The organism is Nostoc sp. DedQUE12b (assembly GCF_034530835.1).
Lineage (GTDB): Bacteria > Cyanobacteriota > Cyanobacteriia > Cyanobacteriales > Nostocaceae > Nostoc.
Genome location: NZ_JAVRCI010000035.1, coordinates 1 through 14203, shown reverse-complemented (window position 1 = coordinate 14203; position 14203 = coordinate 1). Strand labels below are relative to the sequence as shown.

Genomic DNA, 14203 nt, shown 5'->3' with positions numbered 1-14203 from the left:
ACTTTTGACTTACTCAAAATGCCTGAATGCTTTCTCATTGTTAACTTTTGAAGTTTTACCCTAGAAATTTTCTATCTCTGGGACTAAAGATTTACTAATCCCAAAGTATAAAATAATAGAAACCTGGAGAAAAATATGTCATTAGAAACAGAAACACTACAGGCGACACCACCAACTTCTACCTTTGAGAAACTTGAGGAAAAGCAAGAATTTAACTGGAGGCAATGCTGGTATCCCGTCACTTTCGTCAAAGACTTACCTGCTAACCGCCCTCATAGCTTTTCGTTGTACGATGAACCTTTGGTTTTGTTCAAAAACAAAGATGGACAATTTATCTGTTTAGCAGATCGTTGTCCTCACCGTACAGCGAAACTTTCTGAAGGACAAATTATTGACGGCAAAATTGAATGCTTATATCACGGCTGGCAGTTTGGCAGTGATGGCCAATGTCTGCACATTCCTCAATTAGCAACAGATGCAAAAATTCCAGTCAATGCTTGCGTGCCATCCTTTAAAGTTGTGGAACGCCAAGGCATGATTTGGGTGTGGGCTGGCGAAAAAGAAACTGCTGTTGATGAAATTATTCCAATTTTGCCAGATTTAGATAAGTCAGGATTTGTGTGTGCAGACTTTACATTGGATCTGCCTTACGACCAAACATATTTAGTAGAAAATGTCATCGATCCTGCTCATGTTGCTATTAGCCATAATGGCACTAGAGGGGGTGGTAATCGGAAAAATGCCCAACCGCTAGAAATGGAAGTGCTAGAGAATTCGGTTCAGGGGGTTAAAGGCAGGTGGCGGGGAGCTAACAAATCAAATGAACCCTGGAAATATATTGATTTTGTTGCTCCAAGTCTTGTGCTGAACACTGCTTATATTGAAAAAAAAGATTGGACATTTGGACTAGCTTTGTATTCAATTCCTTTAGGTAAAGGGCGATGCCGTCTTTTAGCTAGAGGTTATCGTAATTTCATGACTTGGGGAGTCAAGCTGAGGCCGCGCTGGCTCGATCACTTGAATACGAACAAAATATTGGAGCAGGATTTGCCTTTGATTGCGGGACAACAGGCAGAAATTGAGCGATTAGGAAGAAGTCTCAAAGAATTATACTTGCCTTTAAAAACATCTGACACATTAGTGATTGAGTTCCGTAAGTGGCTAGATAAATTTGGGTCATCTTTGCCTTTTTATCAAGGCTATTCCACATGGAAAAATGTTGAGAATAGCGAGTTGAATTCAAAGCTGATTTTGCCAGACAGATTTTCGCGACATACACTTATTTGTAGTTCTTGCAATCGAGCTTATCAAGTGACAAATAGGGTCAAACAAGGTTGTATAGGAGTAGCGATCGCTCTAGCTGCTGTAGCGATACTTGCAGATGATTATAGAATCAAAATAGCAGCAATATCAGTTTCCATAGCAGCAATTGTCATCTCTGTTATGGCTCATACACTCAAAACTCGCTTTGAGCGTTCCTACACTCGTCACTAAAATAAGTACTGAAAACAGTTCGTAGTAAGGACTTTAGTCATTATTTTTCTAAGCACTAAAGTGCTTACTACAAACTTTTCATTACTAGCTTAGATATTGTACTGGTAGATGTGTGGTAAATTTGCTCACCTCAAAAGATTTGCTCAAACCCCTTGTGTGGTTAAGTCACGATCGAGTTAGTGGCTCTGCGCTAAACTAAGAAATATTGGGATAGAAATCTCTGGCAGTAAGTTCAATACACCACTAATCTTTACCACTGCGGCGATCATGTCTCAAGAACATAACGAATTACTCCAAATTCAGGAAATTACCAAACTTAAACCGAAACACTTTGCTGATTTAGTCAGATCGGCACAACTGGTTTTCGACCCCACAGCCGGAGTTTCGGGAAGACATATAACAGTTGACTGGGAACAATTCGGAATTCCCGGTGATGTTGCAGATAATCTCAAATCACTTGGTCAGCAGTACCAGTATGCATCTCCTCACATCCCTGTTGAAGACATTTGGAGTAAATTAACTCCAGAAACTCGTATTTGGTTTGTTGAAAATAAAGATCGGTTGTGGCAGCTTGAAGAAGCTTTCCCAGCCCTTGACGAAGATTGAAGAGGGCATGAGGTAGTAGGTTGTCACCTTCTGCCTCTCTAGAAGGATAAGCAAAAACTGCGATGGCGTAACCGCCCGCTGGAAGCGATCGCAAGCAAATAACGAATATTGATATTATTTAGTTGCAAAGTCCTCGACTCTATTGGTCAACGACCACCTAGTACCGCAAGGCGGAAGCAGGGTGGTTTCATACACCAAGATTTCCTGTAATGCAAGTAGAATAACTGTATTGAGTCATCGATGAGAATTGCATAGGCGCAGCCCGCACTTCGACAAGCTCAGTGACCGCCGTAGGTATCGCTATGACTGCAACCACAAAAAAATTTACTTTTGCAGAGTATCTTAAGTATAACGATGGCACGGATACCCAATATGAATTGGTAGATGGAGAATTAATTCCCATGAGTCTTGGCACTGGCAAGCACGGTGGCATCTCCAAGTTTTTAGAACGAAGCTTTGATGATGAAAGTGCCAAAATGAGTCAGAATTGGACAGCACAAAAGTTTTCTGTCGGAGTGCGTTCGCCACGAGGGGGACGCTGGGACACCTCACGAATTCCAGATGTAGTAGTATTACCAACACAGCAGTGGGAAGCACTTTCTAATCGAGAAGCTGTTATCGAACTCAATGAAACTCCTCCCATATTAGTGGTAGAAGTCGTCAGCGAATCTACACAAACTACAGACTATCGCAGCAAACGTTCTGAGTATGCTGTTCTGGAAATTCCCGAATATTGGATTGTTGACCCGATTCAAGAGATAGTAACAATATGCACCCTAGTAGAAGGGTTCTATGATGCTGTTGCATTCCGAGGACAAGAACGCATTATCTCTTTTACTTTTCCACAGTTGGATTTGAGTGCCGAACAAGTCTTGGCAGGACGGAAGTGAACTCTTAATTACTACCGATGTGCTATCGGTAAAAGACATCTGTGCCTATATCTACATTAATACTTGAGATACACTAAACACTTACCGATATACATCGCTCCGATGGGCTATCAGTAAAATAGTAATTAGTTGCTGTTCTTCATCCACTTTATAAACAACTCGCCAGACACCAACTCGATAGCGAAAAAGACCTGCGAAATCACCTTTCAGCCGCTTGATGTTTGGATGTTCGTAAGCATTCTGCCGCAGTTGGTCAAAGCAACGGTTTAGTCGTTCCGCTAGTGATGCATCTACTTCTTGATAAAACTTCTGTGCTTTGCGAGTCAGTACCAGTTCATACATGACGACGAATACTGTCAAATGACACCACTTCCCCAGCCTCAGCTTCCTGCATAGCTTCATGCAAAGCTTGCTCAAAACCAGGGACATTCAAAAGTTCCGTTGTCGCCTCATTTTCTTCTTTTTCTTCTAGATCAGCTAGAAAATCACTCACTATCCGCAGCCTTTCTGGAGAGAGTCGCCGTAAACGCTTCTCAGCTTCCTGAAGAATAGTAACGTCATCTTGCTTTGATTCCATAGTTATTTCTACACTTAACACTATTTATGATCGATTTGTTTCCTTCTTTATTATATTATTGACTTCTGAGGCTCAATGATGACCTTCTGAGCCTAGAAGTTGCACCTTTTATCCTCAACTAACAAATATATTTAACCATTCCTGAATTTACAGGGGTGAGCGTATAGTAAAATTCGCTCACCTCCGTAAAGTGGAACATGGCTTTAGACTTCTCCGGTCAAAATCTCCGAGGACGCAACTTCAAAGGTAGACAAGACCTTGTGGGTGCAAACTTTAGCTATGCCGACATCCGAGGGGCAAACTTCACCAATGCTAATTTAACAGGTGCAAACTTCAGCCATGCCAAAGCCGGACTACAACGCCGTTGGACAATTGGTGTAGCGTCAGTAACAGCCTTATTGGTTTTATCCGCCCTATCAAAATCTGTAATTGTGGCTTTACTAATAGCTGTACTGGTAGTTATCAGCGTAGCTATAGTTGCTTCTAGGTATAACTATAAAAACTTGGTTGTTGCTCTGACTGCAAATCTGGTTTTAGCTCTAGCTGGGACTATAGCTTTGTTTTTAGCTTTGATTATCTCAGTAGTTGTGATTGGCTCTTTATCTATATTTGATCTTGTTTTAGCTGGTGGTGTGCCAGTTGTTTTAGCATTTTTGGGGTTTATATACTTAGCTGTAATTGGCTCTAGAGGCGCAATTATATCTACAGCTAGAGCTAAGGTTGAAGCTGGTATTGTGCCTTTTTCTATAGCAATAGCTGACGAGTGTTTAAAGACTGCTGTCACTAACACGGGTGGTACAACTTTTTGCAAAGCTGATTTAACAGATGCTAATTTTACTGCGGCGACGTTGAAAAACACTAATTTTGAAGCTGCTAATCTAACTAATACTTGTTTATTCCAAGCTAAAAAGCTTGATCGCGCTCGTGTTGGTGCAACTTATCTTGAAAAACCACAAGTACGCAAACTAGTAATTACAGGACAAGGACAAGACAAAAATTTTAATGGTCTATCACTGCGAGGTGTCAACTTACAAAAAGCAAACCTAGTAGATGCCAGTTTTATCAGTACTGATCTCAGTGAAGCTAATTTGCAAGATGCCGATTTGTCAAGAGCAAGGCTGAAGCAAACACAACTAGACGGCACAGATTTAACAGGTGCAACTCTCACAGGCGCGTACATCGAAGATTGGGGCATTACAAATACAACTAAATTGCATGGGGTGAGGTGTGAATATGTCTTCATGCGCTTACCCACCAAAGAAGATCCTGACCCCCTCCGCAAACCTGATAATAAACAAGAGATATTTGCAGACGGGGATTTTGCCGACTTTATCAAGCCAATTTTTGACACCCTCGACCTTTATCATAATCAAGGCGTTGACCCCCGTGCTGTTGCCATTGCTTTCAAAAACCTTGCCGAAAACCATCCCGAAGCTGAGTTAGAAATCGTGGCAATGGAGAAACGCGGCGATGATAAAATCTTGCTCAGAGCCAAAACCGCAGCAGGTAGTGATAAATCTCAACTGAGTGCAGAATATTTTGATGACTATAATCAACTCAAAGTTTTATCGCAGAGTCAGCAATTATTGCTGGTAGAAAAAGATAAGCGCATTATTAGTTTAGAAAATATGGTAGATACTGCTCTCAAGCAGCCGAAATTTTATACTCAAGGAAATACCATCATGTCAGATATCAGTGGCATCAATATTGAAGGCAGCAGTAATGTTAGCGGTATCGCTGGCAATAATTCTATTGCTAATCTAGGAACCATTAGCGGTAACGTGAGTATTGCCCTCAATCAGTTACCTGATGCAACCGATGCCGAGAAACCAGGAATCAAAGAATTATTGTCGCAGTTGCAAGATGCAATCATCCAATCCACATATTTACCAGAAGAAGAGAAAGCCGAAGCGCTAGAACAGGTGAACACTTTGGCAGAAGCGGGTAAAAATCCTCAAGAATCCACCAAGCAGAAGACGGCAAAAACAGCAATCACTATGTTGAAAGGAATATTTACAGGCTTACCTGCTGTTGCTTCCCTAGTTGAAGCGGGTAATAAATTATTGCCTGCGATCGCAAAACTATTCGGTTTGGGATAATTTAACGTAAGTTAGACAAACCTCTCCTAGCTTTAAATTAAAGCTCAATTCTCTCCCTTGCCGACTATACAAAAGTCGAATTACCCCCCTTAATCCCCCCGATGCATTGGGGGGAAAAAAGAAATCTAGTTCCCTCCCCAATACATACGGGGAGGGTTAGGGTGGGGTAACAACCAGATTCGTAAAATACTTCAGACTTATCTATACACCGTAGCTGACTCGCAGAGGGACGTTTTTACGTAGTAAAACCAGGGAGAGGTCTTTTTATTCAGCTACTTTCTTCATTCTCAGGTAGTTTTGGAATGTAGAGTTGAATTTTTCCAAAATGTCTTTAACTGAAGAAATTCTTTCCCAATTACCAGGCGATGTTTTAGGAGGATTGCGCCAAGGCGATCGCATCTTAACATCTATGCGCGAAAACACCGCACCAGTACCAACCTTAGTTAAAGAAAGTCAACAGCCTTTAGACGTTGTAGATTTCGATGTGCTAATCTGCGGTGGCACTTTGGGCATTTTAATTGGTTGCGCCTTGGCGGTGAAGGGATTGCGGGTGGCGTTGTTGGAACGGGGAATTTTGCGGGGGAGGGAACAAGAGTGGAATATTTCTCGCAAAGAATTAGATGTATTTGTGGAATTAAACTTGCTGACTGAGGAAGAATTAGCAAGTGCGATCGCCACTCAATATAACCCAGCGCGAGTTAGTTTTGCTGGCGGTACAGAAGTTTGGGTAGAGGATGTCTTGAATATCGGCGTAGATCCAGTTTATCTACTCGCTACCTTGAAAACTCGATTTCTCGCCGCTGGAGGAAAGTTATTAGAAAACACACCCTTTACCGAAGCAGTGGTTTATCCCGATGGTGTGATGGTAAATAACCAATTCAAAACTCGCTTATTAATCGACGCGATGGGACATTTTTCACCCATCACCCAACAAGCACGCCAAGGCAAAAAACCAGATGCGCTGTGCTTAGTTGTAGGAAGTTGCGCTCAAGGTTTTCCAGAAAATAACTCAGGCGATTTATTATTATCATTCACATCTTTGCAGAATCAATGCCAATACTTCTGGGAAGCCTTCCCAGCTAGAGATGGCAGAACCACTTATTTGTTTACCTACATGGATGCAGAACCTCAACGTTTGAGTTTAGAAGCTATGTTTGAGGAATATCTGCGTCTTCTTCCAGAATATCAGGGAGTGGAATTAAGCAACCTGAAATTTCAACGGGCACTATTTGGTTTCTTTCCCACCTATCGCCAAAGTCCGCTAAAAACCCCTTGGAATCACATTCTACCAGTAGGAGATAGCAGTGGTAGTCAATCTCCCTTGAGTTTTGGTGGTTTTGGGGCAATGGTGCGTCACCTGAAGCGTTTAACTTATGGCATTTCCGAAGCGCTAGAAACAGAACAACTATCTGCAAAAGCGTTAACACCGCTGCAACCCTATCAGCCAAGTTTGACTGTTACCTGGTTGTTTCAAAGGGCGATGAGTGTGGGTGTAAATCAAAAAATTGCTCCAGATCAAATTAACCAATTACTCTCAGCGGTATTTCAAGAAATGCAACAGTTGGGTACGCCAGTGTTAAAACCATTTTTACAAGATATAGTGCAATTTTCGGCACTAACGCAAACACTGTTAAAAACTGGTTTATATCATCCGGGAATAGTTGCCAAGATAATTCCGCAAGTAGGTTTGGCAAGTTTGTTAGATTGGATGTTACATTACAGTAATTTAGGTGTATACACTGCCTTGTTTTCGCTAAGTCCAATGCTAGAAACATGGATTAAGAATCAACCAAAAGAGCAACAATATTATTGGCATCGTTTGATTGATGCTTGGAAGTATGGTTCTGGCGGTGATTACTCAGATGAAACTTAGAATTTTACCTGTGTGAGGATAACATGATGGAACGGAAATCATCAGGAATCAAATACTTTGCAGTGCTAATTGGATTCCTGCGCGATCGCCAAGGATTTCTAGAGGAAATTCGCCAAGGTACGAGATTACCAAATAAAATCATTTCGCTACTGGTTTGCAGTTCCTTATTTATCGCCGCTTATGGCGGAATCATTGGTGCATATCATAGCTGGATGCAAGCTTTATCTTCCGCCATTAAACTCCCAGCGCTTTATTTAATCACACTTTTGATTTGTATCCCGACGTTGTTCTTTGCAAACATCATTTTTGGTTCCAAGCGGAGTTTTGCACAGCATTTAGCATTAGTTTTAACTGCGGTTTCAGTCACGAGCGTACTTTTATTTAGCTTTGCTCCTATCACGTTGTTTTTCTTAATTACCACCAATAATTATCAGTTTTTAATTCTGTTAAATGTCTTTATCTTTGCCATAACTGGATTTATTGGTGTTTCGTCTTTATATCAAGCCACGAGTTTAGTTTTAGAACAAGATGATGAAGGTAGTAAAACCCGCCAGAAAATTTTACAATTTTGGCTATTTCTTTACGCTTTCGTAGGCAGTCAGTTAGGATGGACTCTCAGACCGTTTTTCGGCACACCTGGTTCTGTCTTTGAACTATTCCGCGAAAGAGAAGGGAATTTCTATTTAAGCGTCATTAAATCTCTTAGCTATCTCTTTGGATTCCGTTAATTAGTCATTAGTAATTTCACAAAATATACAACTTATAAAATTATGCTGAAGAAGCAAACTCGCGGGATTGAACAATTTGGTGTTTTGGTTAATTTGCTGCGCGATCGCCAATCATTCTTAGAAGAAATTCGTCTGGGAATCAGATTACAAAATAAAATTAGTTCTCTGTTCGTAACTAGTTCTATTTTCTTTGCCCTTTATGGAGCAATTATCGGTGCATCCCACAGTTGGGGACAGGCATTATCTGGTGCTATTAAGCTTCCGGTATTCTATTTAATCACACTGATTATTTGTTTCCCGACATTATTCTTTTTTAATGTTTTGTTTGGTTCTCGCAGCAGTATTCTACAGCATTTCGTTGTATTACTCACATCTGTATCAGTGATCAGCGTACTTTTATTTAGCTTGGCACCAGTTACGCTATTTTTTCTAATAACTACACCCGATTCTTATCAATTTTTTAAATTACTGAATGTATTTATTTTTGGCATTACAGGCGTATTTGGCGTTAAATTCCTGTATGAAGGAATGCAATTACTTTCTCAACAAGATGAAGTTGGTAAAAAAACCCGCACCACTATTTTAAGATCCTGGTTATTGCTTTATGCCTTTGTTGGTATGCAGTTAGGATGGTTTCTCAGACCGTTTTTTGGTGCCCCTGATTCTAAATTTGAGTTGTTTCGGGCGGTGAAAGGCAACTTTTATTTGGATATTGTAGCGGCGATTTCCGAAATTTTAGGTTTGCGTTAATCTCAGAAAAAGATAATTACTCTAGTTCCCAGTGACAACTAGTAGTTAAAAACTTTCCTCGTCCTTCCTCGTTCCCAGGCTGCTGCCTGGGAATGCATTCATTGAGTCTCTGACTCAATAAACCTCTTGCAAAAATGCAAATTTAAAAGTCCCTCTCCCAAGCGTGGGAGAGGGATTTAGGGTGAGGGCTTTAAATTCATGCAACAAGTCGAATCTCTAAAAGCTTCTTCTAGCCTGCTTTCAGATCAAGGGTCAGTTTTCAGATATTCTTGTAATTGTTGGGTACGCAGTTTTGTAGTATCTTCCAAACAACCAGAATAAATGGTAGAGGCAATACTTCCGGCCTCATATCTGCTTCTTTCAAACTCACAATTGGTATCTCGAAACTTGATCCATGCTAGCTGTGCAGCAATCAATTTTTGTTTTCTAGGCCTTTCTAATGAAGATATTACTTGTTGATAAACCTGATTCAGTTTTTTATCTGCATTCTGATAAGACAACTTCGTACATTCATTAATTGCTGCTTGAGTTTGAGGATTATTGCAGTTGAGCTTTTGAACTAAGCGGATCTCAGATAAATCAGGCGTTGTGCCTGCTATTGTCATGGCGAGGGGATTTAAACTGCTGAAAGTTAGTATACTGGACAAAACTAGTAATAATTGACGCATAGCAAAATCTTTGTTCTTAAATAATATAGAAATTTGATCTTTTTGGTCGTCTCGAACTCAGAATCAGAGTAGAAAGTGGTATGCTCCACAAAGAAGTGTCATGGTTTGCATGAAGCTTTCCCTATTTTGCCTACCAGTAAACTCCAGCGATGGAGTTTTGGTTAAAAGAAGAAGACAGCAACTGCATAGAATCGAAAGAGGATAAGCGATCGCTAGTATATATACTTATTGCATCAGCCAGGAAAAGAGATAATTATTTTTTCATAAAATAAAATAAGCATTTTGTTAGAAGTATGATATCTGTGTCTAAAATATTTTTATTATACGTCAAATCCCGATATAACTCTTGCATTTATCATTAAAATAACTGTATTCTTTATATTGTTTAAAATTGCTTTTCACAAAAGCAATAACAAAGCACAATTTCAGCACATCGCAAAAAACATTGACTGGGCAAATCGATAAATGTCGACATTAAACCAAAATCTATGTATGCCGTTGTTGCTGGCATTATGAGTAACAGGAGCAACTCCCGAAATGAAAAATAAAATATTTTGTTTATGTGTGTAGCGTAGCAAGTAATTCAAAAATTTTTCTATTCCCTATCTCTTACAGTCCATACCTAATTTGAATAGAGAAGAGTATTGGCTAAATTTTCAATCTTTTCATCTCTTTAATCGGGGCAAGAAATCTATTCTGTGCTGGCTGAGTTTGGGATTTAAAACCCATTTTATCAACGAATCAAGACCAGGAAAATTATGACCTCTTTAGATCCTAATTTTTTTGACATCCCGGACAAAAGCCTAATCATCATCGACCCAGCCGTTGATGACTATAAAAAGCTAAATGGCAATAACTTGGAAGTCATCTTAAAAGACGTAGTAGATACAGAAGTAAGAACAGTAACTTCAAAACCAGAAAAACTCCTGAAAGCTCCACCAAAGGAATTATTAGCGCCTCCTGGTGATTTCAATCCTACACTACTACTGTTTTTAGCATCTGTAACAGTACTGGTGTTATCTCATTGCGGTTACTGGCTTTGGCAATGGCCAGACTGGCTGTGTTTTGTTTCTAACACTATTGCTTTGCATTGTGCTGGAACAGTAATTCATGATGCTTGTCACCAATCTGCTCACCGCAATCGAGTTATTAATGCCATATTAGGGCATGGTAGCGCCCTGATGCTAGGGTTTGTTTTCCCAGTGTTTACACGAGTACATTTGCAGCATCATGCTCATGTCAACCATCCCAAAGATGACCCAGATCATTTTGTTTCTACAGGTGGCCCGCTGTGGATGATTGCATTTCGATTCTTGTCCCATGAGGTGTTTTTCTTTCGACGGCGACTGTGGCGCAAATATGAGCTATGGGAATGGTTAATTAGCCGCTTAATTGTTGTTGCAATTGTTTATATCTCAGTTCAATATCATTTTTTAATGTACGTTCTCAATTTTTGGGTTGTACCTTCTGGAATCGTGGGATTAGTACTGGGCTTGTTTTTTGATTATTTGCCCCATCGTCCCTTTGTTGAACGCGATCGCTGGAAAAATGCTCGTGTATACCCTAGCCCAATTCTTAACATCCTGATTTTAGGCCAGAACTACCATTTAATTCATCATTTATGGACTTGTATTCCCTGGTACAAATATCAGTCCACATACTATCTAATGAAGCCTTTATTAGATGAAAAAGGCTGTTATCAAACTTCAGGGTTACGACAAAAGAAAGACTTTTTGGAGTTTATTTACGATATCTTTGTAGGAATTCGCTTTTCTCATCAAAAAACTAAAAATCAAGATGAATCACAAAGTCCTAAATAAGCATTGACTTGTGAATTAGTCATTAGTTATTGGTCATTTGTAAATAACCAATGATATACAGCATTTTGCCTTTAAAATGAAGTACATCCTTACCCCCCTTAATCCCCCCTTATAAAGGGGGGAAATAAGAAATCTTGTTCCCTCACTTTGACAAGGGGAGGGTTAGGGTGGGGTATTTTTGTATTTCATTAACTTGCAATCTGCTGTAGCAATCCTAAATCAATTGTGAGAAAGAAAATGGCTGAAAAGCTTGTAAATAGGTAGTTTTTATCTCAGTATTTTCTCACCTTTCAATTGTGATTGCTATATCAACTCCGGGTAATTATATCATGTCCGCTTAATGACTTAATTAAACCCGAATCACCCACGCCGCTAAAGCATCGGGGAGGGGTGCAATAACTGCGGTAATTATAACTATTTTATTTTTTGTAAATCAAAAAAACTGAACCAATCGGCCCAAGGTTTTCTACATAAGTTTTTTGATTGTAATACAATCCTGGAGACATACCTCCATCAAATAAAATTCCTTCTTTAATTTTACCTAAACAGTTATTACTAGCAATACCTTCCAAGACATTATCAAACATATCTGGCAGTAACTCTTGACTAAGTTGAGATAATTCAATCTCGGAATTAGCTTTCAAGTCATTAACTAATAAGATTACATAGCCTTGGTTGGTGATAGCTGCCAGAGAGCGATTAGTTGCATTTTTACAAGCAAATTCTCCCAAATCTTGACAAATATCTTTAAACTTACCCTGACGATAGAATCTGCCATTACCGCCCACTAAATTGTAATTGAGAATATCGTTTTTTCTTCTGCCAGCTTGAATAGTAGCCTGTCGCTGCTGGGGTGTACCTCCTGATATCCCAAAGGAAGAACGTTTATTTTTAAATGCTCCTGAATACTCTACACCACGCGAAATATTTAAGCCTTGGGGTTTATCATCAGTATCTATATAGTCGGCATTAATTGCAGCAATGGGTAGCTGTCCGTTTAACTTGGCATTCTCATCAGCGATGAGTTCACGAAACTGTTTTGCTACATATTCTTTACGCAGTTTACCTCTACTATCTTTGGCGTAAAGTTTATGAGATAGACCAACATTAACTTTAAAATCTAATTCTGCTGATTTGGGATTAAAAATAATTACATTGTTAATACCTTTAGGATTTTTTTTACCTTGATTATTGGTTTTAAAAAAATCAATGCTGAACTTGGCATCTTTGCCAGGGCAACTTTTAGAAGCTTTTGGGACTAAATTTGCTTCAATCTTTTGACAACCTGATAATAAGCTTGCACTAATGCTCAAGATAAATAACAAAAATAATTTTTTTGTAGACATAATAATATAAAAAAACCGCTACAGAATTACTATAGCGGGGAATAATTTAAAATTTCAGTTTGGAGCCAATCTCAGAGCCAAAACTTAAGAAAACCATTCTAAGACAGCTTCTTCTTTGGTGTTAGTATTCCGAGATGGTGTCTCACGATTAAATTTCATCTGAATTGAGCGGGTTTGCTCACCATCAGCAGCTACAGCCAAAATTGGGTAGTCAATTAAACCATCCTGGAAGGACATCTGGAAGCGGAATGTTCCATCTGGATTTAGCTGAATTGGACGGCCACCAATAGTTACAGTAGCATCGGGTTCGGTTGCACCGTAGACTATCAACTCAGCATCGGCAATTAACCAGAACTTGCGTGGACGCACTGGTACGGCGGAAGCCGAGAAGCCAACACCTGACATGCCTGCACCAGAAGCGGTTAAGCCAGATACGGTAGGAGTTGCCCACAGACCTACACCTGATGGGAAAATGTAGGAGCTAATAGCTTGTTCAGGACGTACTGCACCTTGTTGGGAGCCGAAAATAGAACCAGCAACCCGTAGTGCTTCGGCAGATTCTGCTAAACCAAATATTTCGTCGTAGATGGGGTTGCCATTCACAGCATTACCAACATTACTATTGGTAGTAGCTGGAACCTTCTTGGCAGGAGGAACTAGTTCGTACTGAGTTTTGCCACGTAAATCTTCTTCAAAATTTACAGTGATGAAGACATCCTCAATCCAGTCAGAAGGATAGACGGGAGGAATGTGTACTCTACTAGAACGAGCTAGTACTAACCAGCGACCATCAGCAGCACGATAGCCGATATCGATTGTATAATCGCGATCGCTAACTGGAACTGGTAGATACCATTCTCTAGCTAGTTCATCAGCAGGATATTCTTGAATGCTGTGTGGGCTTTGGTATTCGATATCTATGTCGGTGACATCATAAATCCGTAGTGCCAACTGTTGTCCGCCTTGCCGACGCAGTTCCTCTTTGTGTTCATTGGGAACATCCCAGTAAGTGTAAGCCCATTGAGGATCGCGCGGTAACAGTACAATCCGGCTTTCACCATAGCCAGAAGGCAAATCTGCCAGTCCTTCATCAACATCAGCTAAAGATCCACCAGTACGATCTTCCTGACCTAATTCAAACTTTGCAGCTTCCACGGTTTCTTGTGCCTCCAATGAACGAGATGGACTGAGTAAGTTTTTGCTACGTTGGACTTCTTGTATTGATGCCAGTAGTTGTGATTTACGCATTCGGCTATAGCGAGAGATGCTATATTCGCTAGCAACTTTGCGTAGTTGGCGTAAGGTCATCTCCTCTAGTGGCGGGCGTTCTTTTGCCATTAATTTGGCCTCCA

The 14203-nt window shown here is 40.1% G+C and carries 13 protein-coding genes; 8 read left to right on the top strand and 5 right to left on the bottom strand.

What is annotated here, in order from left to right; all coding sequences use genetic code 11:
- The first annotated feature begins 135 nt into the window (after window positions 1–135).
- The 3 genes from RMY16_RS17925 (at window position 136) to RMY16_RS17915 (ending at window position 2990) form a co-directional block, all read left to right on the top strand.
- On the top strand, window positions 136–1494 hold the full coding sequence (locus RMY16_RS17925) for a Rieske 2Fe-2S domain-containing protein (RefSeq protein ID WP_322737542.1): 1359 nt from the start codon (window positions 136–138) through the stop codon (window positions 1492–1494).
- A 267-nt stretch (window positions 1495–1761) separates the two neighbouring features.
- Entirely contained in the window at window positions 1762–2100 is a 339-nt protein-coding gene (locus RMY16_RS17920) for a hypothetical protein (RefSeq protein WP_322663712.1), read from the top strand.
- A gap of 302 nt (window positions 2101–2402) precedes the next feature.
- Entirely contained in the window at window positions 2403–2990 is a 588-nt protein-coding gene (locus RMY16_RS17915; RefSeq protein WP_322737541.1) for a Uma2 family endonuclease, read from the top strand.
- 81 nt (window positions 2991–3071) lie between these two features.
- Here RMY16_RS17915 and RMY16_RS17910 read toward each other — a convergent pair whose 3' ends face one another.
- Window positions 3072–3332: a type II toxin-antitoxin system RelE/ParE family toxin gene (locus RMY16_RS17910; protein ID WP_322663717.1), complete on the bottom strand. Its 261-nt coding sequence runs from the start codon at window positions 3330–3332 to the stop codon at window positions 3072–3074.
- Window positions 3325–3567 (bottom strand): hypothetical protein, encoded by a 243-nt coding sequence (locus RMY16_RS17905; RefSeq protein WP_322663719.1) that lies wholly within the window; start codon window positions 3565–3567, stop codon window positions 3325–3327. Before RMY16_RS17905 ends, RMY16_RS17910 begins: the two co-directional genes overlap by 8 nt.
- A gap of 197 nt (window positions 3568–3764) precedes the next feature.
- Between RMY16_RS17905 and RMY16_RS17900 the strand changes: the two genes are divergently transcribed.
- The 4 genes from RMY16_RS17900 to RMY16_RS17885 all read left to right on the top strand — a co-directional run bounded on the left by RMY16_RS17900 (window position 3765) and on the right by RMY16_RS17885 (window position 9017).
- The gene (locus RMY16_RS17900) at window positions 3765–5666 is read left to right on the top strand and encodes a pentapeptide repeat-containing protein (RefSeq protein WP_322737540.1); all 1902 of its coding nucleotides are present in this window, start codon (window positions 3765–3767) and stop codon (window positions 5664–5666) included.
- Between the two features lie 325 nt (window positions 5667–5991).
- Window positions 5992–7539 (top strand): FAD-dependent oxidoreductase, encoded by a 1548-nt coding sequence (locus RMY16_RS17895; RefSeq protein WP_322737539.1) that lies wholly within the window; start codon window positions 5992–5994, stop codon window positions 7537–7539.
- 23 nt (window positions 7540–7562) lie between these two features.
- On the top strand, window positions 7563–8267 hold the full coding sequence (locus RMY16_RS17890) for an actin-binding WH2 domain-containing protein (protein ID WP_322663728.1): 705 nt from the start codon (window positions 7563–7565) through the stop codon (window positions 8265–8267).
- Window positions 8268–8309: 42 nt separating this feature from the next.
- Window positions 8310–9017 carry an actin-binding WH2 domain-containing protein gene (locus RMY16_RS17885; protein ID WP_322737538.1) on the top strand — a complete coding sequence of 236 codons (708 nt, stop codon included), beginning with the start codon at window positions 8310–8312 and terminating at the stop codon, window positions 9015–9017.
- 245 nt (window positions 9018–9262) lie between these two features.
- On the opposite strand, the gene RMY16_RS17880 is transcribed toward RMY16_RS17885, so the two are convergent.
- Window positions 9263–9685 carry a lysozyme inhibitor LprI family protein gene (locus RMY16_RS17880; RefSeq protein ID WP_322737537.1) on the bottom strand — a complete coding sequence of 141 codons (423 nt, stop codon included), beginning with the start codon at window positions 9683–9685 and terminating at the stop codon, window positions 9263–9265.
- Between the two features lie 758 nt (window positions 9686–10443).
- Here RMY16_RS17880 and crtR point away from each other — a divergent pair.
- A complete protein-coding gene (gene crtR, locus RMY16_RS17875; RefSeq protein WP_322737536.1) occupies window positions 10444–11505 on the top strand; it encodes a beta-carotene hydroxylase in 1062 nt (353 codons plus the stop codon).
- 419 nt (window positions 11506–11924) lie between these two features.
- On the opposite strand, the gene RMY16_RS17870 is transcribed toward crtR, so the two are convergent.
- Window positions 11925–12851 (bottom strand): phosphodiester glycosidase family protein, encoded by a 927-nt coding sequence (locus RMY16_RS17870; protein ID WP_322737535.1) that lies wholly within the window; start codon window positions 12849–12851, stop codon window positions 11925–11927.
- An 84-nt stretch (window positions 12852–12935) separates the two neighbouring features.
- Window positions 12936–14189, bottom strand: coding sequence for a DUF4912 domain-containing protein (locus RMY16_RS17865; protein ID WP_322737579.1), 1254 nt, complete (start codon window positions 14187–14189; stop codon window positions 12936–12938).
- Window positions 14190–14203: the final 14 nt, after the last annotated feature.